The sequence below is a fragment of the Streptomyces sp. NPDC088785 genome, assembly GCF_044750685.1.
Taxonomy (GTDB): Bacteria; Actinomycetota; Actinomycetes; order Streptomycetales; family Streptomycetaceae; genus Streptomyces.
The window spans coordinates 96,478-120,989 of the sequence record NZ_JBIVKH010000015.1 but is presented as its reverse complement, the minus strand read 5'-3'; the positions used below and the strand labels follow the sequence as shown (position 1 = coordinate 120,989).

The window sequence follows — 24,512 nt, the reverse complement described above, 5'->3', positions numbered from 1 at the left end:
CCTCCGCTCACTGCGCCTCGGCACCCGCTGTTCCCCGGCGGGCCGCGTCCTGCGCCCGCAGCAGCGGCTTGACCACCTTGCCGCCCGCGTTGCGGGGCAGTTCACCGACGACGACGAGGTCCTTGGGCCGTTTGAAGGAGGCGAGTCGCGTGCCGAGGAAGTCCGTCAGGGCGGCCGGCGTCAGCCCGGCGCCGGGGACGAGCGTCACGTAGGCGACCGGCACCTGGCCCCAGCGCGCGTCGGGCCGGCCGATGACCGCGACCTCGCGGACGGCCGGGTGCGCGGCGACGGCGTTCTCCAGCTCGGCGCAGTAGATGTTCTCCCCGCCGCTGATGATCATGTCCTTCTTGCGGTCAACGACCCGGACGAACCCCTCGTCGTCCTGGGTGACGAGGTCGCCGGAGTGGAACCAGCCGCCGGCGAAGGCCTCCGCCGTCTCCCGCGGCCTGTTCCAGTAGCCCCGGCTCACGGAGGGGCCGCGGTAGACGATCTCGCCGATCTCCCCGGCCGGTACGTCGTTCATGTCCGCGTCGACGATGCGGTATTGGATGCTCGGGATCGGGCGGCCCACCGAGCCGAGCTTGCGCAGCGCGTCCTCGCCGCGCAGCACACAGGTGATCGGCGAGGTCTCGGTCTGTCCGAACACGGCCACGTTCAGCGCGTCGGGGAACGTCTCGGCCATGGCGCGCAGCGTCGCGTCGCTCGCGGGCGCGGCGCCCCAGCTGATGATCCGCAGCTTCAGGTCCCGCTTGTCGATGTCCGGCTGGGCGCAGAGCAGGTCCCACTGCTGCGGCACGTTGAACACGACGGTGGCGCCTTCGCGTTCGTAGGCGTCCAGCACCTCCCGCGGGTCGAAGGCCCCCAGCGGGTGGATGACGACGGTGCTGCCCACCACGAAGTTCGCCACCATCGAGCCCAGGCCCGCGATGTGGAAGAAGGGGGCCGTCAGGAAGCCGATGTCGGAGTCGTCGAAGATCTCCATCGCCCGGATGCAGGTGAGCGCCTGGACCTGCATGTTGCGATGGGACAGCAGCACGCCCTTCGGCCGGCCGGTGGTGCCCGAGGTGTACATGATCAGCGCTGTCGCGTCCTCGCTGATGTCGGGCAGCTCCATCGGCTCGTGGGCCGCGAGGAACTCCTCGTACGCGAGCAGGCCCCGGGCCCGCGCGCCGTCCGGAGGGTCGCCGATGACGACGACCGTGCCGACCGAGGCGGCGTTCGGCGCGGCGTCGAGCAGCGGCAGCAGGCGCGCGTCGACGATCACCGCGGTGGGCGTGCAGTCGGCGAGGATCTCGTCGAGCTCCGGCGGGGCGAGCCGGAAGCTGAGGGGCACGGCCGGGGCGCCGAGGCTGTTCGCCGCGAACACGCTCTCCACGAACCACGGGTGGTTCAGGGTGAGCAGGACGACCCGGTCGCCTTCGCCGACGCCCCGGCCGGCGAGCGCGGCGGCCAGCCGCAGCGACCGTCCCGACAGCTCGGCCCAGGTCGTGGTCCGCCCGAGGTGGCGCAGCGCGGGCCGGTCGGGGCGCATCATCGCGTGCGTGGCCGCCTGGGACATCCAGTGGTGCCGGAAGGTCCAGGCGGGAGCCGTGGCGGTCGGCATGGGGCGCCTCCTCGGGGGCGTGGCGACCGGGCGGCCGCTGCCGCATTGTGCCGGTCGCCACCCCGCGCGCAGAAGGGCGCGGACGCACGGATCCCGGCCGGGGCCGCACACCGCCGTGCGGCCGGCCGGGCGCTCAGGTGCGCGGCGGCCGGTCCGCCTCCGGAGCGCTCAACTCGTCGTAGAGGAGGGCGCAGTCGCCGGTCTGGCCCGTGCGGTACGCCGCCCGGGCGACCAGATGGGCGGCCACCGCGCTCGTCAGGAGCTGGAAGAACGCGACCAGCGCGAGGGTGCCCAGGTCGACCCCGGAGCGCAGCCGCAGCGCCAGGCCGGCCAGGAGCAGCAGCATGCCGAAGGTCTGCGGGTTGGTCGCGGTGGCGCTGCGGGTGAGGACGTCGGGCAGCCGGAGCATTCCGATGACGCCGGCCAGGCAGACCGCGGCACCGAGGAAGAGCAGGGCGGACCCGGCCAGATCGGCCGTCTGCTGCCAGGCGTTCACGGGCGCTCCTTGGTCCCCGCGCGGTCGCGCGAGGCGATGAACCGGGCGATGCCGACGGAACTGGTGAAGCCGAGGAAGGCCAGCACCAGCATGATCGACAGGTAGTAGCGGGTCCGGGTCATCGCCGCGTCCACCCCGATGCCGGCGATGATCAGCACCGCCGCCACGTCGACGGCGACCGCCCGGTCCAGCATGGAAGGGCCGCGCCAGATGCGGACGAGCAGCAGCACGCCCGCGACGACGATCAGGGTCAGGGCGGCGTTGAGCAGGATGTCGTCGGCCAGGGTCACGAGCCGCTCTCCTCTCCGGTGGGGGCGGACGGGTGCGGGTCCGCCGCGATCCGCACGATCTCCTCGCGGGTGCCGAAGGCCCGGACGACGAGGGCCTCCAGACGCCAGACGTCCCGGCGCGCGCGGGGCGCCGTCGCCGGGTCGTCGGCGTCGCTGACGTGCAGGTACAGGGTGGCCGTCGCGGCGTTCACCTCGACGAGCGCGCCGCCGGGCACGCTGGAGACGGCGACGGCGGTCGCCGCGATCATCAGGTCCGTACGGCAGCGCAGCGGCACCCGCAGCACGGCGGCTGGCCGGCGCCGCCCCGACAGGGCGAGCCGGGTCACGACGACGCTGGACGCCACCATGTCGTAGAGCAGGTATCCGGCGAGCCGCAGGATGCCGCGCGGGCGCAGCCGCAGCGCGAGATCGACGGCCGGCAGCGGGAACGCCAGGCACAGCACGACCGCGACGACGACACCGCCGATCAGGTTGCCCCAGGACAGCCCCGACCACAGCAGCATCCAGATGACGGTCAGCCAGGCGATCAGCGGCCAGTCGAGTCGGCGTCCGCGCGCGGCGAGGGCGGGGGATTTCACGGTTCGAGCACCGCCTTGACGTAGGGGGTACGGGCGAGGAGTTCGGCGGCCGAGCGGTCGGCCAGGCCGGTGAGCGGGGTGGCCAGCACGGTGTAGCTGAGACCGAGCGCGACGGCGGCGGCGGTCGCCGCCGTCATCACGCGCGGGATGCGGGCGGTGGCGCGCACGACCGTCGTCGTCACCGGCCCCGAGCCCTCCTCGGGCGCCGAGTCCGGATCGTCGCTCTCCTCCAGCACCTCGCCCTCCGCGGGGAGTTCGGTCACCGCGGGCGCGCGCCAGAACGCCAGGTTCCAGACCTTCACCATCACGTACAGCGTCAGCAGGCTCGTCACGGCCGCCCCGGCGAGCAGCAGGTACGCCCAGTCGCCGCCGTCCCGCGCACCGGCCCGCATCAGGCCCAGCTTCCCGATGAAGCCGGACAGCGGCGGGATCCCGGCGAGGTTCATCGCGGGCACGAACCACAGGGCGGCCAGCAGCGGCGCCGTCCTGGCGGTGCCGCCGAGCCGGGTCAGCTCCGTGGTGCCGTACCGCTTCTCCAGCAGCCCGGCCGCCAGGAACAGCGTCGTCTGCACGGTGATGTGGTGCGCCGTGTACACGATGGCGCCGCCGATGCCGCCCCGGCTGCCGAGCGCGAGCCCGTACAGCATGAAGCCGATGTGGCTGACCAGCGTGAAGGACAGCAGCCGTTTGAGGTCGGTCTGGGCCACCGCGCCGAGGATGCCGATGACCATCGACGCGAACGCCACCGCCATCAGGACCGCCGAGAGCCGGTTCCCCGGGAACAGCAGCGTCTCCGCGCGGATCATCGAGTACACGCCGACCTTGGTGAGCAGGCCCGCGAAGACCGCCGTCACCGGTGCCGGCGCCGTCGGGTACGAGTCCGGCAGCCAGGCGGCGACGGGGAACGCGGCGGCCTTCACGCCGAACACGGTGAGCAGCAGCACCTCCGCCATGGTCCGCACGCCGAGCGGGAGTTCGGGCATCCGCACGGCGAGCTGCGCGAAGTTCACCGTGCCCGCCGCCGCGTACGTCACGGCGACCCCCGCGAGGAACACCAGGGAGGAGACCAGCGAGACGACGACGTACGTCGAACCGGCCCGCACCCGCGGTTCGGTGGCGCCCAGCGTCAGCAGCACGAAGCTCGCCATCAGCATGATCTCGAAGCCGACGTAGAGGTTCACGAGGTCGCCCGCGAGGAAGGTCAGGGACACCCCGGAGACCAGCACCAGGTAGGCCGGGTGGAAGACGGCCAGCGGCGCGTTGTCCTCCCGGTCGGCCATGTCCTGGCCCATCGCGTACACCAGCACGATGAGGGTGACGGCGCCGGACACCGTCAGCATCAGCGCGGCCAGCCGGTCGGCGACCAGGGTGACGCCCAGCGGCGGCCCGAAGTCGCCGAGGTGGACCACGAGCGGGCCCGTGCGGTCGGACGCCACGAGCAGCACCAGGTCGACGCCGACGACGGCGGCGAGCACCCCGACGGTGATCACGCGGTGCAGCCAGCGCAGCCGGGGCCCGATGAACAGGCTCAGGCCGCACACCGTGAGCGGCATGACGACGGGCAGCGGAACGAGAGCGTTCACCGGGTCTCCTCCGGATCGGTGCCGAGCACGTCGTCCCACAGGTCGCCGCAGGAATCCCGGGCCCGCGCCTGGAAGGCGCGGTCCGCGCGGATCCGGCGGCGCTGCTCGCGGCGCTCCGCGCGCCAGGCCCGCGGGCCCTCGTCGCGGTGCTGCTCCCGCAGCTCGTCGCGTTCGGCGGCGATCTGGGCGCGCAGCACCACGCGCCGGTCGGCGATGTCGTCCGGCACGAAGTCCGAACCGGTCAACTGGCTGCTGCGGTACGCCATCGCGAGCACGAACGCCGTGGTGGCGAGCGTGATCACGACGGCGGTGAGCACGATGGCCTGCGGCAGCGGGTCGGTGACCCGGGCGTGCGGGACACCCGGGTACAGCAGCGGGGGCAGCCCGGCCCGCCCGGCCGAGGCGAGGACGAACAGGTTGACGCCGTTGCCGCACACGATGATGCCGATGAGCACCCGCGTCAGCGAGCGGGTCAGGATCAGCATGCCGCCGGCGGCGGTCAGCACGATGCCGCAGACCAGCAGGGTCGCACTGATGCTCACCGGCGCTCCTCACCGGCGAGCGCGAGGCCCGCCCGGTACTCGGTCTGCTGGTCGATCTTGGATCCGAGCGCGCGGACCACGTCCAGCACCACACCCAGCACCAGCAGGTACACGCCCAGGTCGAACAGGACCGCGGTGCCCGCGTGCCAGTCGCCGATCAGCGGCAGGTGCCCGTGCCAGGTCCAGGCGTGCAGCACCGTCCCGTCGGCGAGGCCCACCAGGGCGACCGCCGTCGACAGGGCGAGGCCGAGGCCGGTGAAGAAGCCCGGGTGCACCGGGGCGGCGGCGGCCAGTTCGTGCCGGCCGCCCGCGAGGTAGCGGATGGTCAGCGCGACCCCGGCGACCAGACCGCCGACGAAGCCGCCGCCCGGCAGGTTCTCCGCGCACAGCAGCAGGTACACGGACAGCGTCAGGATCGGGTGGAAGACGAGCCGGGCGACCACCTCGAAGACGACCGAGCGGTGCTCGGGCGCGAGCGTGTCCCCGGCCACCAGCCAGCTGCGCTCCGGCGCCCCCTGGCGGTACTTGGCCGGCACTCGCAGCCGGGAGGAGGCCAGCGACCACGCCGTCACCCCGCCCGGCAGCCGCGCCGGGGCCGCGGCGGACCGGCCCTGCCTGCGGTGCACGTAGAGCAGGCTGGTCACACCGAGCACGGCGACCGCGAGGACGGCGGACTCGCCCATCGTGTCCCAGGCCCGGTAGTCCACGAGGATCGTCGCGACGACGTCCTTCAGACCGTGGTGCGCGGTCTCCTCGGTCATCGCGGCCCCGGCGGGCGCGTCGGTGCGCGCGCCCGCCGCGAGCCACACGGCGCAGGCCACCACGGCGCCGCTGCCCAGGGCGAGCGGCACGCCCGTGAGGCGGCGGCGCACGCGCTGGGTGTCGCCGAAGAAGACCGGGAGACGGCGCAGCACGAGCACGAGCACCACGGTCGACACGGTCTCCACGCCGAACTGGGTGAGCGCGAGGTCGGGGGCGCCCTGCACGATGTACAGCGCGGCCGTGCCGTACCCGGTCAGCCCCGCGAGGACGGCGGCCTTCATCCGGCGCTGCACCAGCAGGCACATCAGGGCGCAGGCGCAGGTCAGCGCGCCGACACCGGCCTGCCACGGGGAGTCCCACAGGCGGGGCGCCGGGGTGCCGCTCCACGGCCGGTCGGTGGCGAGGACCGCGACGAGCCCGGCGAGCACGACGGCGAGGACGGTGGCCACGTACGCGGGCAGCGATCCCTTCTGCACCGAACCGGTCACCTGGAGCGAGCCGCGCTCCAGGCCGAGCACGATCCGGCCGAACACCTCGTCGGCCTTGGGCCAGGCGAGCCGCCGCCCGAGCCGGACGACCGGCTCCCGCGCCAGGAACAGCGCGGCGCCGCCCGCCCAGGCGAGCGCCGACAGGCCGAGCGCGGGCCCGAAGCCGTGCCACAGCGCGAGGTGGTAGGGGTGCTCGGGCACCGGGTAGGCGCGCGCGTACTCCTCCAGGAGGCCGGACAGCAGGCCGATGCCGGGGCCGAGGGCGAGACCGGCCAGCGCGAGCACCGCGGGCGGCGCGAGCAGCCCGGCGCCGACCCGGTGCACCGGGACGTCGGCCACCCCGGGCTTGCGCGCGAAGGCGCCCCACAGGAAGCGCAGCGTGTACGCGGTGGTGAGCGCGGAGCCGACGACGATCAGGGCGAGCGAGCAGCGTTCACCGGCGCCGCCGTGGGCCAGCGCGTCGAACGCGGCCTCCTTCGCGGCGAACCCGAGCAGCGGCGGCAGCGCCGCCATCGACGCCCCGGCCACGACGGCGACGGCGCACACCCACGGCAGCGACCGCCCCACGCCGGACAGGCGCCGCAGGTCGCGGGTGCCCGCCGCGTGGTCGACGATCCCCGTCACGAGGAACAGCGGCGCCTTGAACAGCGCGTGCCCGAGGATCATCGCGACGGCGGCCAGCGCCGTGTCGTAGGACCCGGCGCCCGCGAGCACCATGAGGAACCCCAGCTGGCTGACGGTGCCGTAGGCGAGCACGATCTTCAGGTCGTTCAGGCGCAGCGCCCGCCAGCCGCCCAGCAGCATCGTCGCCGTGCCGAGCGTCAGCAGCACCGGCCGCCACTCCGGGACCTCCGAGAGGCCCGGGGCGAGCCGGGCCACCAGGTAGACGCCCGCCTTGACCATCGCCGCCGCGTGCAGATAGGCGCTCACCGGCGTGGGGGCGGCCATCGCGTTCGGCAGCCACAGGCTCAGCGGCCACACCGCCGACTTGGCCAGCGCCCCGCTGAGGATCAGCAGCACCGCCACCGCGAGCGTGGTGCTCTGCGCGGGCGGGTCCTCCACGATCCGCGAGATGCGGTAGGTCCCGGTGAGCTGACCCAGCATCAGGAACCCGACGAACATCGCGAGTCCGCCCGCCGCGGTGACGCTCAGCGCCTGGAGCGCCGAGCGCCGGCTGCCGCGCCTCTCGCTGTCGTACCCGATGAGCAGGAACGACAGGACGGTCGTCAACTCCCAGAACAGGTAGAGGACCATCAGGTCGTCGGCCAGGACCAGCCCCAGCATCGCGCCCGCGAACGCGAGCAGATTGCCGCCGAACCGGCCCAGCCGGGGGGTGCCGGGGCGGAAGTACCCGGCGCAGTACACCAGCACCAGCGCGCCGATCCCGGCCGCGAGCAGCACCATCACCAGGGACAGCGCGTCGAGCCGGAAGGCGGCCTCGACGTCGTAGGCCTCGATCCAGGTCCAGGTCTCGGTGCTCGGGCGGCCCGCCGCCACGTCGCTCCACCGGGACAGCGCCCAGCAGAGCGCGGCGAGCGGGGGCAGGGCGAGCGCGAAGAAGGCGCGCGGGCCCGCCCGGCGGACCAGCGGTGCGGCGCAGAGCGCCACGGCGAAGTGTGCGAGGACCAACAAGGTCATGAACCATGCATATCTGTACTTATGGCGCATAGCGGGTGAGACGCGCCGGGCGGCGTGCTCGGATCGTTGCTCCGTTCGGCTGCCCCCGGCACTCCGGCGGAGATAGCCTGGCCTGCTACAACTCCAGTTACGGGGGAGGGAGTTGAGTCACATGCGTGCCCGAGGTGGTTCGGCGGAGGACGTGGACGAGGCACGGCGCCTCTCCGTCCTCGACCTGGTGGGCCTCGCCGCCGGCGGCGTCGTCGGCTCCGGATGGCTTCTCGCGGCCGGACAGGCCCACTGGGCGGCGGGCCGGGACGCCGTGTGGGCATGGGTGATCGGCGGCGCCGTCATGCTGCTGATCGCCGCCGTCATGGTCGAGCTGGGCATCGCCGCGCCCAAGACCGGCGGCCTGATCTTCCTCCCGCTCCAGGCCGCGGGACCGCTCGTCGCGACCGTCGTCGCGGCCGCCCTGTGGATCGTCTACGCGGTCAACCCGGCCAGCGAGGCCGCCGCCATGGTCCGCGGACTCGCCCACTGGTACCCGTCCCTGCTGCGCAGCGGCCACACCGGCGCCGCCGGCCTTCCCCCCGCCATGGACCGGGCCTACGACCTGTCGTTCACCGGCGCCCTGTGCGCGGTCGCGCTCATGATGGTCGTCGTCGGCTTCAACCTGCTGCCCGCCCGGCGGCTGATACGGCTGAACCTGTTCATCACCGTCGTCAAGGTGCTCGTCCCGCTGCTCATCGTCGTCTGCCTCACCCTCGCCGCGACCGACGCCGCCGGCTCCTGCGCCCCGGGCGACGCCTGGTACCTGAGCGGCCAGGCGGGCGGCGCCGCCCAGCTGCGCGGCCAGGCCGACCACTTCTCCGCCCTGTACGTGGTCCTCGGCGGCGGCATCATCTACGCCTACATAGGCTTCCAGGCGCCCCTGGACTTCGCGGGCAACATCAAGCGCCGGGGCATGGGGGAGGCCGCCCGGCTGCGCTGGGCCGTCTACGGCACCCTCGTCGGCGCCGTCGCCCTGTACACCGCCCTCCAGTACGTGTTCGCGCAGAACTGCGGATCGCTCGCCGCCGACATGCTCCAGTCGCCGTACGCCCAGTTCGCCACCGCCGCGTCGATGACCTGGCTCGCCTGGCTGATCCGGCTCAACGCCGTCCTGTCCCCGATGGGCTCCGGCATCGTCTTCACGCACGCCCTGACCCGCGAGGTCGCCGCCCTCAGCCGCGCCCACCTCACCCACCGCGGACTCCAGACGGCCCGCCGCGCCTCGTTCAAGTTCCGCGGCGCCGAGATCGACGCCTACTGGATGATCCTCGTCGTCAACCTCGTCATCGGCCTGACCACGCTCGCCCTCGTCCGCGGCAACTGGGAACAGCTCGTCGCCCTCAACAGCGTGCCCATCATGGTGGTCTACGCCATGCCCGGCGTCGTCCTCGTGGCCCTGCCCGGCACCGACGCCACCTGGCTGCGCAAGGCCGTCCGCTGGTGCCTGTCCTACGCGGCGTTCGTGGCGATCGCACTGGTGATCCACGAAGCGGGCTGGGCCGACGTCTGGCGCGGCATGGCGGGCGTCGGCGTCGGGGCGGCACTGCTGCTCGCCCTGCCCTGGCTCGCGGTGCGCGACCTGCCGTACATCGGACGGGTGCTGCGGCACTACGACGCCAGCGACCACCTCTCCCGGTTCACCGAGAGCGGCGACCCGGCGGTGCGGCCGCTGCTGCTGCTCGTCGGCTACCTCTGCCTCCTCGTCGGCTGCACGGGGCTGCGCGAACTGGCCGGCGAGAGCGCGGTGCCGGCGACCCGCACCGTCTGCGTGCTCGCCGCCGTCCTGGTCTTCCCGCTCCTCGTCCGGTCCGCCCGCCGCTACATGTCCCAGGTCAGGCCCACCCTGCCGCACCAGGGACACGCGGCGCGCCCGCGGGTCAACGCAGGGATTTGACGATCCAGTCGGCCTGCTCGCCCAGCCCGGCCGCCCGCAGCGTGTCGACCGCCTCGTCCCGGTGCCGCACGTCCGACCAGCGGCCCACCGTCGCACGCAGCAGCAGCTCCGCCTCGGGCAGCGGGATCGCCAGCACGCCCCGCACCACGCAGAGCACGTCGGACGCCTGCACCCGCTGCTCGTTCTCCAGGAACCGTTCGAGCAGGGTCCAGGCGACGTTCTCCAGCTCCACCGCGTGCAGCCGCCGCGCGACGTCCGCGACCAGCAGCGCGTCCGCCCGCCGGGACGTCGACGGGTCGGACAGCTCCCGGCACGCCCTCGCCACCGCCCCGGCGTGCCGCCCCTCGTGCAGCACGGCCAGGCAGTCGACGAACCCGGCCCGGTCGCCGTCCGGGCCCATCACGGCGAGCGCGAGCTGAAGCCCCACCTCGGTCGCGGCGCGGGTCCGCTCACGCGTGCGGGTGATGCGGTCCAGCAGCTCGGTCAGCTCCGCGCCGGAACGCCCGCGCACCTGCACCGCCGCGACGTGGCACAGCAGCGCCACGCAGGTCTGGTCGCCGCCCTCCTCCTCGTTCAGCCAGTCGCACAGCTGCGCGAGGACGTCGAGGGAACGCGGCGCGCCGCCCGGGCCGGCCGGCACCGTCACGATGTCGGCCAGCAGATCCGGCGTGCCGGGCTTCAGCACCGGGTCCCGGTGCCACAGCGACACCAGCTTGGCCAGACCCTGCACGTCCGGCTGCCCGGCCGCCCGCCGCCGCAGCAGCTCGCACTTGACGGGCGACTTCTCCGCGTCGGTCAGCAGCGCGCAGAGCTTGACCACGTCCCGCGGCTGCGCGGTGCGGCCGATGTGGGCGGCCAGCGCGTCGTGACCGGAGCCGCGGCGCGCGATCAGGCGGGCGATCAGCCTGCGCGCCCGGTCCACCTGACGGGCGTCCGGCGCGCTCAACTGCGTCTGCGCCCACGTCTCCAGGACCTGCCCGTGCGGGCTCAGGTGCAGGAACGCGCCCGCGAGGTCGGCGATCTCCTCGTCCTGCCCCTCGGCGTCGCCCGGCGCGTGCGACGCGACGACGTTCAGGGTCAGTTCGAGCAGCCGGTCCGCCTGGACCGGGCACTTCTCGTCGAGCAGCGCGGTGTGCAGCAGCGCCTTGTCGAGATTGGTCCGGCCCGAGTCCGGTCCGCCGAACACCGCCACCGTCCGGTCCGCGAGCCGCGGGAACCGGTCCCGCACGACCCGCACGAAGACCGCCACGTCGAACGCGGTGCGCTGGCACGCCACGTCGTGCACGATGCTCGCCGTGATCGGGGCGCTGGGCCGGCCGGCCTCCATCTCCCGCTGGAGCATCGCCAGTTCGGCGGCCTCGCTGACCGGCCGGGCCAGCGCCGCCGTCGCCATGATCATGACGGCGTCGCGGGCGTCGAAGCCGTCCGCCAGCTCCACGAGGTCCGCGACGCCCCGGCGCAGCGCGAAGGCGTGCAGCGCCCGCATCGCCATGGCCTCGCTGCGGGTGGACCGCATCTGCTCCAGGATGCGGGCGAACTGCGGCCCGTCGACCTGCGTCACCCACGCGTAGTCCTCGGTGAGCAGCTTCGCCACATCCGGCTGGAACAGCAGATGGGTGCGGCGGGCGCCGCCGTCGGCGCCGTCGGGCCGGGTCATCCGCCGCCCAGGAGCGCCGGTTCGATCTCACCCCAGTAGCGGACGAAGTCCACCGGGTTCGACAGCAGCGTGGCGGCGCGGCGCTCGACCCGGCTCGCCAGGTCGCGGCTCTGCTCGTCGCCGGACTTCAGCCGGACCACGACCCGGCCCGCCAGCGCCGGCTTCAGCATCAGGCTGCGCAGCTTGCGCTCGCCGTACAGCCGCAGCTCGCGCACCCAGTCGTCCTCGGTCTGCGGTTCACGGCCGGCCGGGCGGCGCCCCTTGGCGTGGTTGGTGAACAACGACGCCGCCTCCGACGCGTCGTTGAGCAGCATCCGCGGCGCGTCGTGCACCCCGCACGACAGCATGTCCTCGTCGATGCCCGCCCGCAGCGCGCCGAGCGTCAGGTCGTCGTCGTGCTCGGACATGCCCTGCCCCAGCACGTTCAGCAGGTGGCCGCTGAACGGCGTGCACCCGTCGAGCGGGCTCGGCAGGTTGGCGCAGGCGTCCGCCGACGCGTTGTGCACATTGCCGCTGACCGCGCTGAAGACGCAGGTGCCGTCGGAGCGGGTGCCCAGGATGCCGGGCAGGGGCGACTCCGGGCCGAGGTGCGGCAGCAGGTTCGAGTAGCAGCAGTCGGTGATGAGGACCTTCAGACCGGCCCTGCTCTGCCGGATGGCCCGATACACGTACCAGGACGACAGCCACGTCCACGGCTCGTTCTTGTACGAGGAACCGACGGCGAAGTGGACCTGGCCGCCGGGGACGTCCTTCCAGTACGCGCCGTGCCCGACGTACACGACGAGCAGGGTGTCGTCCGGTCCCTCGCCCGCCGACGCGGCGTCGTGCAGGGCCCGCATCACCCCGTTCGCCGAGTAGGCGTCGTCGCCGGACAGGATCACCGAGCAGGCGGCGTCGCCCCACCGCGGGTCCCGGGCGAGCGCGTCCCCGTAGGCGCGGGCGCTGGTCTCGATCGTGGGATAGCCGCTCATCCCCGAGTCCGCCCCGTAGGTGCCGACACCGATCACCAGGGCCCGGACGGCCATCGCCCTCAGCTCCCCTCGGGAAGGGCGGGCCGGTCGCCCTCGCCCTCGTCGCCGGCACCGGCACCGGCGCCAGTGCCGTCCGGCGGCGCGATCGTCTCGCCGGGCCGGAGCACGACGACGGTGACGGGCGGCGGGTCGAGCCGGCGCCCGCGCCAGGCGTCGATGGCGCGCTGCGCCGCCGCCTGGACCACGGCGCCGGTGGCGCTGGTGAGGACGGCCGTCAGCAGGGCCGCGGCCGTCCCGCCGTCGAGCGTGTCCCGGTCCTCGTCCAGCTCTTCGAGCCGCCACGGGAGCACGGTCTCGCGGGCCAGGTCGGCGCGGAGTTCCTCGGGCTCGTCCAGGCCGACGGGTCCTTCGACCCGCACGGTGATCGTCGCTGTCATGCCGTCCGGTTCCTCCCCCGAGGCGGTCAGAGCATCTCTGCCAGTCTGCCAGGAGCCGGGGAGGGGCGCGAGAGCCCGCCGATCACCGTTACACGCTCATGACATGGTCAACTCGGCGTCCCGGAACCCCACTTGGGCACCGCTGCCCCTCTGGCCCCACCGGTGGCCGGTGTCAGTTCCCCCGGGTGCCGTCGAGCAGTTCCCGCAGGATGTCCAGATGCCCGTTGTGCCGGGCGGTCTCCTCGGTGAGGTGGTGCAGGATCCACCGCAGATCGACGTGCGTCCCGCTCCGCACGGTTCCCCGGGCCCGCGTGTCCAGCGCGGTCCCGGCGACCAGCTCGCGGTACCGGGCGCTCTGCGCGCCGTACTCGTCGAGCAACCGCGCCAGCGGGATGTCGACGGCGATCCGCATCTCCCGGTCGGGGTCCTCGTCGGTCCAGGGCCCGAGGTCCTCCTCGCCGAGGAAGACCACCTGGAACCAGTAGTACTCGACCCACCGCAGGTGGTTGATCAGGCCGCTCATGGTCATCAGCGGCGAGTGCGGCAGGAGTGCCGTGCGGGCGTGCTCCTCCGCGACGCCGTCGCACTTGGCGCGGGCGGTGTCCCGCGTGTAGTCGAGGAACGTGGTGAGCTGCGTGCGCTCGTCCCACGCGGGGGGAGTGTCATCGATTCTGGTCATCGCGAGCAGGGTGCCCCACGCGGTGACGGTTGTCGATCGCATTTCCCGTGCCCCCGGGTCCCGCGCGCCCTGCCGTGCGCGCCCGCGCCGGCCTCCCGCCGGTCTCACGGCGCCGTCAGCGTCCGCTCCTCCGCGTCCGCGTCGAAGCCCACCGGCTCCCACCGCTTCACCAGGAGCGCCACCAGGCCGAGGGCGGGCGCGCCGAGGATCACCCAATACACGTGCGTGCCGAGGCCGGTGCTGAGGATCGGGAAGAAGAACAGCGTCAGCGTCGAACCGAGTCGCAGCACCGCCTGGTTGAAGCCGATGCTGACCCCGCGCATCGACGTCGGGAAGCCCAGGGAGGCGTAGCTCATGATGTGCGCGCCGGGCCCGAAGCCCTGGGCGAACATGAAGGCGCCGAGCATGAGGATGCCCGCCGTGACGACGGCCGTGCCGGACGGCTCCCCGATCACGGCGAGCACGGTGACGGCCACGAACTGGATCGCGAAGCCCAGCGTCATCATCGGCCAGGCGCCGCGCGTCGACGCCCAGCGGACGCCGAGCAGGCCACCGGTCAGGGCGAAGACCAGGTTCAGGGTGAACGAGGACGCGATGGTGGTCAGCGGGCCCTGGGTCATCAGGGTGGCGATGATGATCGGCAGGCCGAAGGCGACCGCGTTGTAGCCGAAGGTCTCCGCGAGACCGACCGCGACGGACTGGACGGTGCGGGCGCGGTACGGGCCCGTGAACAGGCGCCCGTAGGCGCTGAGTCCGGGCCGGGGCGGGCGCGGCGTCCGGGCCGGGGCGTCGTCGGCGACGCGTGCGTCCACCCCGTACGACTCCCGCAGGATCCGGGCGGCGGCCTCCAGGTCGCCCTGCTCGGCGGCCCAGGTCGGCGACTCGTTCATGTAGCGGCGCCGCAGCAGCATCACGATCAGCGCGGGCACCGCGCCGAAGCCGACGGTGAACCGCCACAGCCAGCCCAGATGGGCGTCCGGCAGCACGAAGTACAGGAACATGATCACCAGGTAGCAGCCGCTGGTGGCCGTGTACCAGGCGGGCGACCAGGCGGCCGTGCGCGAGCCCTTGCCGCCCTTGCCGCGCAGCCGGGAGAACTCGGCGAGGAAGGCGATGGCCACCGGGATGTCCATGCCGACGCCGATGCCCATGACGAACCGCGCCGCGATCAGCGTCCACACGTCCTGCGCGACCGAGCACACCAGTGCGGTGACGACGAAGAAGAGCATGTTGGCCATGAAGACGCGGTACCGGCCTATCCGGTCGACCAGCCAGCCGCCGAGCAGCGCGCCGAGCAGGGAGCCGACGCTGATCGAGGCGGTGACCGTACCGGCCATCGCGGAGCCGAGGCCGAACTGCCGGGTGATGTCGGGCAGCCCGTACGCGAGCGAGCTGAGGTCGTACGCGTCGAGGAAGATGCCGCCGAGCGCGATGACCACGATCATCTTGGCGTGGCGGCCACGGGCGGTACCGGAGTTGACCAGGTCGGAGACGTCGGCGGCGGAGCGGATCGCCACCGAGGGGGCGGCCGCGGGGGCCGCGACGGACAGGGCGGGTGGGGGAGGGGTGGAGCTCACGAGCGCCTTCCGGAGGGTGCGGGGACGGTTCGCGGAATCGTAAGCACCAAACGGAATGTCACCGTCCGCCTGTCCGCATGCCGGTCACATGTGCGATCGGAGCGTGGGATCGGCGGGTGCGGTCAGAGCGGGCTCAGGTCGGCGTAGAACATGTGGTGGTCGGAGTGCGCGCTCGGCCGCACGTGGTGGGCGCGGGAGGCGATACCGCGCAGGAACACGTAGTCGAACTTGCTCTGCCAGTCGGTCGTCGGCGCGCAGGCGCCGCCCGCCGAGGGCCTGCACCGGGGGTCCGCGTCGGTCGCCAGCGGCCGGATCGGGCGGAGTTCGGGGGAGTCCGGCACGGCGTTGAAGTCGCCGAGCACGATCGCCCGGTCGTGGCGGGCGATCTCCTCGGCGAGCACCGGCACCTGCCGTGCCCGGACCGCCTCCTGACGGCGCTCGGCGAGATGGGTGTTGAAGACGCGGACCGGGCGGCCGTCCACCTCGGTGGTGACGGCCATGAACCCGCGGTCCTCCGAGCCGCCGTCGGGGTACTCCTTCGTCACGCCGTCCGTGGCGGGCGCCGCGGAGAGGATCGCCTGCCCGTAGCCCCCCGCGTGCCAGGGCAGCCCGCCGCAGCGGCTCCAGTTGCGCAGCACCGAGCCGTACGTGACGTGGTAGACGAGCCCGTACAGGCGCCTGAGATAGTCGCGGATCCGCTCGACGTCCCGGACGCACGCCTCTTGCAGGCCGATGACCTGCGGCGCGTAGGTGGCGATGTCGGCGGCGCGGCCGGCGTTCTCCTTCGCGCCGCAGGGATTGCAGATGTTCCAGGTCATGACCCGGTTCGGCACGATCTTCGCGGCGGCGCCCGCGGGCAGCGGCTCGGCGTCCGGGAGGTCGTCGCGGGTCGCGCTGGGACCGATCAGCACCAGGCAGACCAGGGCCAGCGCGCCCACGACCCACCGCGTGTTCCTGCCGAGCACCGTCACCTCCACGGGACCTGGACGCTCATGCCATCACACAAGGCGCGGCCCGGTCGAGACGGGAGTGCGTCAGCTCTCCGGGCCCTCCCGGGCGACGAGGGCGGCCAGGTGGCTCAGCGAGTCGGTCAGGTGTCCCGGAGGGAACGGCGGGAAGGTCAGGTACTCCCGGACGGAGTCCGGCACGGCCGACCAGTCGTACGTGAGCGTGACCCGGGTCCGGTCCGGGCCCAGCGGCGCGAGGTCGTAGCGCCAGAACCAGCCGCCGAAGTCGAGCCCGCCGTCGTCCCGCTCGGTGCCCGTGAACCAGCCGATGGCGTGCGGGGGTTCGAGCACGTGGACCCGGTTGGCCGTCACGTACGTGCCGTCGGGGTGGCCGGAGTGGTACATGCCCATGCGGAAGACCTGCCCCGGCTCGGTCAGCGGCGCCCGGTCGACGGGCCGCCGCACCCATCCGGTCCCGTCGATCGCCCCGTGCGCGGCCGGGTCGGCCAGCACCGCGAACACCCGGGCGACGGGCGCCGGGACCGTGCGGACGGCGCTCGTGCGGTCCGGCTCATGGTCCGGCTCATGATCCTGGCCGGAGTCCCGCCCGCGCCCCTGGCCGGACTCCTGTGTGCCGTGTTCCTGGTCCATGCCGTTCATCCCCTCGCCCGCGTCCTGCTCCGTCACCGGAGCGTTCCCTGAGGAAGACGGCCCGGCGGGGCGGGACTCGTCGGTCGCCGCGCCGCCGGGCCGGCGAAGGACGGGGACGGTCAGCGAACCCCGTAGTACAGGGAGCCGTGTGCTGTGTCCGGAAGGTACAGCACGTCGTTCCCGTCGGAGTCGCGGCGCACTGCCAGCCGGTCCGCGCTCACGCCGGGCGCCGCCGACCGGGCGGTCCAGGAGCCGTCCGCCGCCTGGGTCGCGGCGAACACCCGGTCGGTGCCGGACGAGGTCACGTAGTAGATCCGCTTGCCGTCCGTCGCGTCCCAGGTGATGCCGACCGCGGCGGTGGTCTGCCCTCCCGCGTAGACCGTCTTGCGCAGCCAGCCGGTGCCGCTCGGGTAGGCGTAGTAGACGCGGAAGTCGCCGCCGCTGTCGGCCGACCGGTAGCGGTACGCGACCTTGGGAGTGTCCCCGTCGAGCGTCAGCTTCGCGCTCTGCACGCTCGCGCCGGTGTACCCGGCGTTGTCGATGCTCCACTCCTCGCCCGTGGTCAGCCCCTGGATGACGTCGGACGTGTCCGGCGTGGTCGGCAGGGTGACCGCGGTCCCGTCGTGGTCGGCGAACCCGCCCGTCGCGGGGTCGTAGCGCAGGTAGGAGAGCTGGTGGCGCCAGGCCGACGCGGGTGCCTTGGCCCACTCGTACAGCAGGTGCACCCGGCCGGCGGCGTCGACGGTCAGGTCGTCGGGGTACACGGACCGGTTCAGCGCCGAACCGAAGGTGGCCACCACGCTCCAGGTGCTCGCCGCGTTGTTCCAGCGGTAGAGCCTGCCGTCGCGCTGGGAGTTGCCGCAGCCGACGCGGGCGGCCAGGTAGAGGTCGCCGTTGGGCGCGGTGGTCAGCACCGGGTAGGTGATGCCCTGCCCCTGGTCCGGGAGTTCACCGGCGTGGCTGGTGACGTCCGTGCCGGGCGCCGTCGTGCGGTAGTAGCGCCAGGTGTCGCAGTGCATGGACGTGAAGACGTGCAGCCGTCCGCTGCCGTCGCGCGCGACGGACGGCTGGTTGTGGCCGTTGTCGTCGGCGAACTCGGCCTGCTGCCCGTCGCTGTCGAGCAGCGGCAGCCGGCTCCAGACCCCGTCCGGATCGCGGCGGGCGATCGCGGGCCGGTGCGTGGCGGCGGTGCTCCCCGGCTCGTTGAACGCGAAGTACGTGTACTGGCCGCGGCCCTTGTACGTGGCGGCCGGCGTCCACCAGGCGGCCTGGTTCGAGGAGTCCATCGCGTACGGGACCTTCTCGACCGCCGTCGCCGCCGTGCTCGCCGTACGCGCCGTGCCGTCGGCGCTCGCGGCCGATACGGGCATCAGCAGGGCGGCGACGGCGGCCGTCGCGACGGCGTACGGACGGACCGTGGGGCGTCTCATGGTGAACTCCTTCGCGGGTGCGGTGCGGTGCGGGTGTGTGCGGTGCGTGCGGTGCGCGGTGAAGGGTGCGGGGCGCGGCGGTGCGGGGCACGGGGCCGGGGGCACGGGGCCGCGGGGCCGGACGGCGAAGGGCCCGGTGACGGCCGTGCGACGTCCACCGGGCCCGTGCGCGTGCCGGTCAGCGCTTGATGAGGTCGGAGACCTCCTCGGCGGCCGCCTTCATCGCGGCCTTCGGCTTGGACTTGCCGACCAGGACGGCCTGGACCTGCTTGGCCACGGCCTCCTCGATCTGGGCGTTCTGCGCGAACCGCCAGAACGGGCTGCCCGTCGCCGTCTTGGTGATCTTCTCGGTCCACTCGGTGGTGAACGTGTCCTCGGCGACCTTCGGGTCGGCCAGGCCCGCCGTGGTCGACGGCGGCAGGGCGCGCTCGACGAAGTATTGGGCGATCGTCCCGGGATCGGTGGTGGCGTGCAGCGCGAAGTCCGTCGCCGCGTCCTGGCCCTTGCCCTTGACGATCGCGATGACGCCGCCCCACAGCAGCGCCTGCGGGGTGTCGCCGGCGTGCAGCACCGGGCGGGGCACGGGCCGCATCGCGTCGGCGAGCGTCTTGTCCTTCGACTGGGCGGACGTGACGCCCTTGCCGATGATCGCGTCGTCGTAGAAGGCCGCCTTGCCCTGGCTGAACAGGGCGCGCGCGTCGAAGCGGTCCACGTCGGCGGCGATCAGCTTCGCGTCGTGCAGCTTCTTGTACCAGGTCACCGCGTCGATCGAGGCGTCGTCGCCGATGGTCACCTTGTCGCCGTCGAGGAGCTTGCAGCCGAAGGTCTGCATCCACGGGAAGATGTCCTTGAGCTGCGCGACCTTGGTCGCCGCCGCGTAGGGCACGACCCCGCCGCCCAGGCCCTTGAGGGCACGCAGCGCGTCCTCGAACTCCTCGACGGTGGCGGGCTGCTCGTCGATGCCCGCCTTCTTCAGCAGCTTGGAGTTGGCTATCAGGCCGATCGAGCCGGTGTTCCACGGCAGGCCGTACTGCGTGCCGTCGTACTTGCCGCTGTCCAGCGCCACATCGGTGTAACCGCCCTTGCCCGCCACGGGACCGAGGTCCGCGAGCTTGCCCATCTGCGCCACCGCGGCGAGCCAGGCGATGTCCAGGTGGACCGCGCCGGTCGTCTCGCCGCCGCCGAGCTTCAGGGTGAGCTGGCTCAGGTACTCGTTGTACGGGTACGAGACCGCGCGGATCTTCGACTTCTGCTCCGCCTCCCACGCCTTGATGATCTTCTCGATCGACGGCTTGGCGGCCTCCTCGTTCAGCGACCAGGAGGTGAAGTCGAAGTTCTTCGACTTCGTGTCGCCGCCGTTGGAGGAGGTGCTGGCGCCGGACGGGGCACAGGCGCCGAGCACGCCTGCGCCGGCCACACCGAGCGCTCCGATGCCGAACATGCGCAGGGCGCCGCGCCGGCTGATGCCAGTGGTGGTCATGGTGTCTCCATGGGGGAGTGGGACGGAAGGGAGGTGTGGGGGCGCGTGCGGGCGGACCCGCGCGGGAACGGCGGAGGGTTCGCGTCCGCCGATCGGGCGGATCGGGCGGATCCGGTGGATCGGCCGGATGAGGCGGATCGGCCGGATGGGGTGGCTCGGCCGGATCGGGCGGGGCGGGCGGCTACTTGACCGAGCCCGCGGTCATGCCGCCGACCAGGTAGCGCTGGAGGAACATGAACGCGACGACGACCGGGACGGACACGACGAGCGAGGCGGCCATCAGCTCGGGCCACGCGGTCTGGAACTCGCCGATGTAGGTGGAGACCAGGCCGGGCGGCAGGGTCTGCTTCTCCTTGTCGGCGAGGGTCACCGCGAAGATGAAGTCGTTCCAGCCGCGGACGAAGGCGAAGAGCCCCGCGGCGATCATGCCGGGCGCGGCGAGCGGCGCCACGATCGAGTGCAGCGTGCGCCAGCGGGAGGCACCGTCGATGGAGGCCGCTTCGAGGAGGGCGTCCGGGATGGTGTCGAAGATCCCCTTCAGCATCCACACGCACAGCGGCATCGTGAACGTGGTGAACGACAGCACCAGCGCGGTGTACGTGTTGAGCAGGCCGAAGCTGGAGAAGACGGCGTACAGCGTGACCAGCAGCAGCGCCTGCGGGAACATCTGCGAGGCCAGCACCATGTGCATCAGGGAACGGCGGCCGCGGTAGCGGAACTTCGAGAACGAGTACCCCATGTACGTGGCGACGACCACGCTCAGGACGGCCGTGATGGTGGCGACGATCATCGAGTTGACCAGGTACTTGATCAACTGGTCGTTCTCGGCGAGGGCCGTGAAGTTGCTGAGCGTCAGGTCGGTCGGTATCAGCTTCGGCGGGAACTGGAACGTCGACTCGGGGGTGCTCAGCGCGGTGGCCAGCAGCCAGTACACCGGGAGCAGTCCGAAGCAGCCGATGACGACGACGGCGGTCCAGGCGGCGATCCGCGAGCGCAGCACGTCCTTGCGGATCCGGCGGCGCGCGGTGTGCCCGGTGGCGGCGGCGGGCGTGCGGGACGCTTCGGCGCCGGGCAGCGGGTCCGCGCCGGCCGGCTGTGCGGAGGTCAGGGTGGTCGTGGTGGTCATCGGGCGTCGCCCTTCCGCTCGGTGATCCTGAGGTAGACGACGACGAGCACGAGCAGGAGCAGCATCCACAGCCCGCCCAGCGCGGTCGCGCGGCCGATGTCGAAGCCCTTGAAGGCGGTCTGGTAGACGGCGGTCGCGAAGGTCTCGGTGGATCCGGCGGGGCCGCCGCCGGTGAGCACGTAGATGGTGTCGAAGTGCTGGAAGTTCCAGATGAACTCCAGGAGCAGCACGATCGAGGCCACTCCGCGCACCTGCGGCCAGGTGACGGCGAAGAAGCGGCGGATCGAGCCCGCGCCGTCCATCGAGGCCGCCTCGTGCAGCTCCCTGGGGACGGTCTGGAGGCCGGCGAGCAGCATCACCATCATCCAGGGGAAGCTCGCCCAGGTCTTCGTGATGATCACGGCGAGCATGGCGGTGCCGGGCTGGCCGAGCCAGGAGACCGAGTCCTCGATGAGGCCGGCCTTCATGAGGACGCCGTTCAGGACGCCGTAGTTGGCGTTGAAGATCCACATCCAGAGGAAGGAGACCACGACGCCCGGGATCACCCAGGGGAAGAGGAAGAGGCCGCGCAGGAAGCCGCTGCCCTTGAGGCCCGTGTTCAGGGCGAGGGCGAGGGCGAAGCCGAGCACGAAGGGGACCACCGTCGCGCCGACGGTGAAGATCAGCGTCTGCTTGAGGATGGTGAGGAAGTCGCCGTCCAGCCAGTACGTAAAGTTCTCCAGGCCGACGAACTCGCGGCCCGGCAGCCGCAGGTCCTGCTTGAAGAAGCCGGTGAACAGGGCCGATATCAGCGGATAGATGATGATCGCCGCGAAGAGGGCGAGTCCCGGCGCGGTGAGCAGGAGGGCGAACGCGCCGTTGGAGAGCCGTCCGCCGGTCCGCTCGCCGGGTGGAGTGGCCTTCCGGGGAGGTGCGGCCGTACTCATGGGTGTGTCCTCTCGAACGGGGCGGGAGCGCCGGGGCCCTGGGTGAACGCCATCCATGCTCCATTGAACGCAAGTTGCAGCATGCGGGATCGTTCTCCATATCGTGCGACGGCGTCAACCCTTTTGGTCGGTGAATCGCCGGTTCTGCGCAGGACCGGCGAACTCGCCCCACCTGCCATGAACGTGAAATGCGGCTCGTACCAGCCGTGTCCGCGGCTGCGTCGGAAACTTACAACGGATCCCACTGACTGAACAGTGGTTGCACAATATGCATGTGATGTACGTTCAAGGCCGTCCCGCTGCGGCGGGGAGATCCGCGCTGCCATCGCTTCACAGCGCGCCACACCAAGGAGGCCGCTCCGTGCGGGAAGAAGAGGTCCATTACGACATCGCCGTCATCGGGGGCGGCCTGGCGGGGACCTGCGCGGCCATCGCCGCGGCCCGGCTCGGCCGACGCGTCGCGCTGGTCAACAACCGCCCGGTGCTCGGCGGCAACGCGAGCAGCGAGGTCCGCGTCTGGGTCTGCGGCGCCACCGCGCACGGCGTGCACCGATGGGCGCGCGAGACCGGCGTCATGGGCGAGCTGTACACCGAGAACCAGTTCCGCAACCCCGAGGGCAACCCCTACTACTGGGACCAGGTGGTCCTCGACGCCGTCCTCGCCGAGCCCGGCATCGACCTCTACCTCAACACCGACGTGCGCGAGGTCGACGCGAGCGGCCCGGACGACGCACGCGAGGTGCACTCCTGCACCGGCTGGATGATGGGCTCCGAACGCCGCATCACCTTCCACGCCCAGCAGTTCCTCGACTGCACCGGCGACGGCCTGCTCGGCCACCTCGCGGGCGCCCGCTACCGCATCGGCCGCGAGTCCCGCGCCGAGTTCGACGAGCCCTGGGCCCCCGAGGAGGGCGACGAGGCGCTGCTCGGCTCCACGATCCTGTTCCACACCAAGGACGCCGGCCGGCCCGTGAAGTTCGTGCCGCCCGCCTACGCCCGGGACCTCACGACCACGCCCATCCTGCGCAACCGCGTCCTGCGCACCGGGGACAACGGCTGCGACTACTGGTGGATCGAGTGGGGCGGCGAGCTGGACACCGTCCACGACAACGAGCGGATCCGGGACGAACTCCAGGCCGTCATCATGGGCATCTGGGACCACATCAAGAACTCCGGCGAGTTCCCCGACGCCGCCCACCTCACCCTGGAGTGGGTCGGCTCCCTGCCCGGCAAGCGGGAGTACCGCCGCTTCCTCGGGGACCACGTCCTCACCCAGCAGGACATCCTGGAGCAGCGCCAGTTCCCCGACCGCATCGCCTTCGGCGGCTGGTCCGTCGACCTCCACCCCGTCCAGGGCATGTACGCCGACGAGCCCGGCGCCCGCCAGCGCTACGCCGACGGCGTCTTCCACATCCCGCTGCGCTCCCTGTACTCGGCGAACGTCACGAACCTGCTGTTCGCCGGGCGCAACATCTCCGCCACCCACATCGCCTTCGGCGCCACCCGCGTCATGGCCACCTGCGCCACGATCGGCGAGGCCGCGGGCACCGCCGCCGCGCTCTGCGTCGCCGAGAGCCTCAGCCCGCGCGAACTCGCCACCAAGCGCCCTGAACTGGTGCGCCGCGCCCTGCTGCGCCAGGACGCCTCCGTCATCGGCCTCGCCGACGACGACCCCGACAACCTGGCCCGCACCGCCCGCGTCAGCGCCGCGGGACACCTGGCGCGGCTGGCCGCCGAGCCGACGGTCCGGGCACCCGGCGCGCCCTCCCCGCTCACCCGCGACCTGGCGCTGCTCCTCCCGGCGGACCCGGCCCTGGACACCGTGGAACTGCTCGTGCACGGCGCGGACGACGGCGCGGAGCGCGAGCTGACCGTGGAGCTGTGGGGCACCGGCCGCCCCGAGAACGCGGTCCCCGTCGACCACCTGCGGACCACCACCGTGACCGTGCCCGCGGGCGGCCCGCACTGGGTCGCGGCCCGGTTCGACCACCGCCCGCCGCACCCCGAGAACGTCGTGGTCGTGGTGCGGGCCGAGCCCGCCGCCGCGCTGGTCCTCCTGCCCGAGCGCACCGACGGCGTGCTGGCGCTGCGCAGCCGGGTCGAGGGCGACGCGGCCGTCGACCACGACATCCCGGAGGAGGACGGCCAGCTGGTCCTGGAGTGGCAGGCCCGCGGACTGCGGCGGCAGACCTTCGCGTTCCGGGCGGCCCCGGACACCGACGCGTTCCGCCCGGAGCGGGCCGTCGGCGGATTCCAGCGCGCGTACGGCGGCCCGCAGATGTGGGTCTCCGGGCCGGCCGCCGACGAGGAGTGGCTGCGCCTCGACTGGGACCATGAGCAGCGGCTCACCGAGGTCCGCGTGGTCTTCGACGACGACGTCGACGAGTACCTCAACAACCTCCACCGGCACCGCACCCCGTTCGAGGTGATGCCGGAGCTGGTCCGCGACTACCGCCTCCAGTCCCGCGCCGCCGACGGCACCTGGCACACCCTGCTGACGGTCACCGGCAACCGCCGCCGCCACCGCGTGCACCCGCTCGCGGCCCCGGACGGCGGGCCGGTGCGCACCGACGCGCTGCGGCTCGTGGTCGACGCCACGCACGGGGCCGCGCGGGCCCACGTGATCGCGTTCAAGGCGTTCGGCGCGTAGGGGAAACAGGACGCCGGAATCCCGGAAGGGGCCCGGCCCCGGTCGACCGACCGGGGCCGGGCCCCTTCTCCCTTCCC

General features: G+C 72.8%; 20 protein-coding genes. 2 read left to right on the top strand and 18 right to left on the bottom strand.

From position 1 onward, the window contains the following. Nucleotides 1–7 precede the first annotated feature (7 nt). From ACIP5K_RS30565 to ACIP5K_RS30535, 7 genes are all read right to left on the bottom strand, one after another. Nucleotides 8–1,603, bottom strand: coding sequence for an AMP-binding protein (locus ACIP5K_RS30565; RefSeq protein ID WP_401414746.1), 1,596 nt, complete (start codon nucleotides 1,601–1,603; stop codon nucleotides 8–10). Nucleotides 1,604–1,736: 133 nt separating this feature from the next. Next, nucleotides 1,737–2,099: a monovalent cation/H(+) antiporter subunit G gene (gene mnhG, locus ACIP5K_RS30560; RefSeq protein WP_401414744.1), complete on the bottom strand. Its 363-nt coding sequence runs from the start codon at nucleotides 2,097–2,099 to the stop codon at nucleotides 1,737–1,739. Then, nucleotides 2,096–2,389 (bottom strand): monovalent cation/H+ antiporter complex subunit F, encoded by a 294-nt coding sequence (locus tag ACIP5K_RS30555; protein ID WP_401414743.1) that lies wholly within the window; start codon nucleotides 2,387–2,389, stop codon nucleotides 2,096–2,098. Before ACIP5K_RS30555 ends, mnhG begins: the two co-directional genes overlap by 4 nt. Next, the gene (locus ACIP5K_RS30550; RefSeq protein ID WP_401414741.1) at nucleotides 2,386–2,967 is read right to left on the bottom strand and encodes a Na+/H+ antiporter subunit E; all 582 of its coding nucleotides are present in this window, start codon (nucleotides 2,965–2,967) and stop codon (nucleotides 2,386–2,388) included. The genes ACIP5K_RS30555 and ACIP5K_RS30550 overlap by 4 nt, the downstream gene beginning before the upstream one ends. Next, on the bottom strand, nucleotides 2,964–4,550 hold the full coding sequence (locus tag ACIP5K_RS30545; protein ID WP_401414739.1) for a Na+/H+ antiporter subunit D: 1,587 nt from the start codon (nucleotides 4,548–4,550) through the stop codon (nucleotides 2,964–2,966). The genes ACIP5K_RS30550 and ACIP5K_RS30545 overlap by 4 nt, the downstream gene beginning before the upstream one ends. Then, nucleotides 4,547–5,092 (bottom strand): Na(+)/H(+) antiporter subunit C, encoded by a 546-nt coding sequence (locus ACIP5K_RS30540; RefSeq protein ID WP_401414738.1) that lies wholly within the window; start codon nucleotides 5,090–5,092, stop codon nucleotides 4,547–4,549. The genes ACIP5K_RS30545 and ACIP5K_RS30540 overlap by 4 nt, the downstream gene beginning before the upstream one ends. Continuing rightward, nucleotides 5,089–7,980, bottom strand: coding sequence for a Na+/H+ antiporter subunit A (locus ACIP5K_RS30535; RefSeq protein ID WP_401414736.1), 2,892 nt, complete (start codon nucleotides 7,978–7,980; stop codon nucleotides 5,089–5,091). The genes ACIP5K_RS30540 and ACIP5K_RS30535 overlap by 4 nt, the downstream gene beginning before the upstream one ends. Before the next feature lie 151 nt (nucleotides 7,981–8,131). On the opposite strand from ACIP5K_RS30535, the gene ACIP5K_RS30530 reads away from it, so the two are divergent. After that, complete coding sequence (locus ACIP5K_RS30530) at nucleotides 8,132–9,904, top strand: APC family permease (RefSeq protein ID WP_401414735.1); 1,773 nt, start codon at nucleotides 8,132–8,134, stop codon at nucleotides 9,902–9,904. Here ACIP5K_RS30530 and ACIP5K_RS30525 read toward each other — a convergent pair. The 11 genes from ACIP5K_RS30525 to ACIP5K_RS30475 form a co-directional block, all read right to left on the bottom strand. After that, on the bottom strand, nucleotides 9,888–11,561 hold the full coding sequence (locus ACIP5K_RS30525) for a hypothetical protein (protein ID WP_401414733.1): 1,674 nt from the start codon (nucleotides 11,559–11,561) through the stop codon (nucleotides 9,888–9,890). The two genes, ACIP5K_RS30530 and ACIP5K_RS30525, sit on opposite strands and share 17 nt — an antisense overlap. Continuing rightward, nucleotides 11,558–12,586, bottom strand: a complete 1,029-nt coding sequence (locus ACIP5K_RS30520) for a hypothetical protein (protein WP_401414732.1) — start codon at nucleotides 12,584–12,586, stop codon at nucleotides 11,558–11,560. The genes ACIP5K_RS30525 and ACIP5K_RS30520 overlap by 4 nt, the downstream gene beginning before the upstream one ends. A gap of 5 nt (nucleotides 12,587–12,591) precedes the next feature. Then, on the bottom strand, nucleotides 12,592–12,969 hold the full coding sequence (locus ACIP5K_RS30515) for a hypothetical protein (protein WP_401414730.1): 378 nt from the start codon (nucleotides 12,967–12,969) through the stop codon (nucleotides 12,592–12,594). Nucleotides 12,970–13,141: 172 nt separating this feature from the next. After that, complete coding sequence (locus ACIP5K_RS30510; protein ID WP_401414729.1) at nucleotides 13,142–13,648, bottom strand: DinB family protein; 507 nt, start codon at nucleotides 13,646–13,648, stop codon at nucleotides 13,142–13,144. Between the two features lie 104 nt (nucleotides 13,649–13,752). Next, nucleotides 13,753–15,225: an MFS transporter gene (locus ACIP5K_RS30505; RefSeq protein ID WP_401414728.1), complete on the bottom strand. Its 1,473-nt coding sequence runs from the start codon at nucleotides 15,223–15,225 to the stop codon at nucleotides 13,753–13,755. Between the two features lie 122 nt (nucleotides 15,226–15,347). Further along, on the bottom strand, nucleotides 15,348–16,190 hold the full coding sequence (locus ACIP5K_RS30500) for an endonuclease/exonuclease/phosphatase family protein (RefSeq protein ID WP_401414726.1): 843 nt from the start codon (nucleotides 16,188–16,190) through the stop codon (nucleotides 15,348–15,350). 69 nt (nucleotides 16,191–16,259) lie between these two features. Beyond that, on the bottom strand, nucleotides 16,260–16,859 hold the full coding sequence (locus tag ACIP5K_RS30495) for a polyketide cyclase (RefSeq protein ID WP_401414725.1): 600 nt from the start codon (nucleotides 16,857–16,859) through the stop codon (nucleotides 16,260–16,262). 83 nt (nucleotides 16,860–16,942) lie between these two features. Next, nucleotides 16,943–18,253, bottom strand: coding sequence for a BNR-4 repeat-containing protein (locus ACIP5K_RS30490; protein WP_401414723.1), 1,311 nt, complete (start codon nucleotides 18,251–18,253; stop codon nucleotides 16,943–16,945). Between the two features lie 178 nt (nucleotides 18,254–18,431). Further along, complete coding sequence (locus tag ACIP5K_RS30485) at nucleotides 18,432–19,733, bottom strand: ABC transporter substrate-binding protein (RefSeq protein WP_401414722.1); 1,302 nt, start codon at nucleotides 19,731–19,733, stop codon at nucleotides 18,432–18,434. Nucleotides 19,734–19,914: 181 nt separating this feature from the next. Next, on the bottom strand, nucleotides 19,915–20,859 hold the full coding sequence (locus tag ACIP5K_RS30480; RefSeq protein WP_401414721.1) for a carbohydrate ABC transporter permease: 945 nt from the start codon (nucleotides 20,857–20,859) through the stop codon (nucleotides 19,915–19,917). After that, nucleotides 20,856–21,785 carry a carbohydrate ABC transporter permease gene (locus ACIP5K_RS30475; protein WP_401414719.1) on the bottom strand — a complete coding sequence of 310 codons (930 nt, stop codon included), beginning with the start codon at nucleotides 21,783–21,785 and terminating at the stop codon, nucleotides 20,856–20,858. Before ACIP5K_RS30475 ends, ACIP5K_RS30480 begins: the two co-directional genes overlap by 4 nt. A gap of 361 nt (nucleotides 21,786–22,146) precedes the next feature. Between ACIP5K_RS30475 and ACIP5K_RS30470 the strand changes: the two genes are divergently transcribed. Then, a complete protein-coding gene (locus tag ACIP5K_RS30470) occupies nucleotides 22,147–24,435 on the top strand; it encodes an FAD-dependent oxidoreductase (protein WP_401414717.1) in 2,289 nt (762 codons plus the stop codon). The last annotated feature ends 77 nt before the right edge of the window (nucleotides 24,436–24,512 follow it).

Coding starts and splice junctions, on each gene's coding strand:
- ACIP5K_RS30535 (WP_401414736.1), bottom strand. CDS start 7,980: ATGACCTTGTTGGTCCTCGCACACTTCGCCGTGGCGCTCTGCGCCGCA.
- ACIP5K_RS30525 (WP_401414733.1), bottom strand. CDS start 11,561: ATGACCCGGCCCGACGGCGCCGACGGCGGCGCCCGCCGCACCCATCTG.
- ACIP5K_RS30515 (WP_401414730.1), bottom strand. CDS start 12,969: ATGACAGCGACGATCACCGTGCGGGTCGAAGGACCCGTCGGCCTGGAC.
- ACIP5K_RS30480 (WP_401414721.1), bottom strand. CDS start 20,859: ATGACCACCACGACCACCCTGACCTCCGCACAGCCGGCCGGCGCGGAC.
- ACIP5K_RS30485 (WP_401414722.1), bottom strand. CDS start 19,733: ATGACCACCACTGGCATCAGCCGGCGCGGCGCCCTGCGCATGTTCGGC.
- ACIP5K_RS30530 (WP_401414735.1), top strand. CDS start 8,132: ATGCGTGCCCGAGGTGGTTCGGCGGAGGACGTGGACGAGGCACGGCGC.
- ACIP5K_RS30510 (WP_401414729.1), bottom strand. CDS start 13,648: ATGACCAGAATCGATGACACTCCCCCCGCGTGGGACGAGCGCACGCAG.
- ACIP5K_RS30565 (WP_401414746.1), bottom strand. CDS start 1,603: ATGCCGACCGCCACGGCTCCCGCCTGGACCTTCCGGCACCACTGGATG.
- ACIP5K_RS30490 (WP_401414723.1), bottom strand. CDS start 18,253: ATGAGACGCCCCACGGTCCGTCCGTACGCCGTCGCGACGGCCGCCGTC.
- ACIP5K_RS30520 (WP_401414732.1), bottom strand. CDS start 12,586: ATGGCCGTCCGGGCCCTGGTGATCGGTGTCGGCACCTACGGGGCGGAC.
- ACIP5K_RS30475 (WP_401414719.1), bottom strand. CDS start 21,785: ATGAGTACGGCCGCACCTCCCCGGAAGGCCACTCCACCCGGCGAGCGG.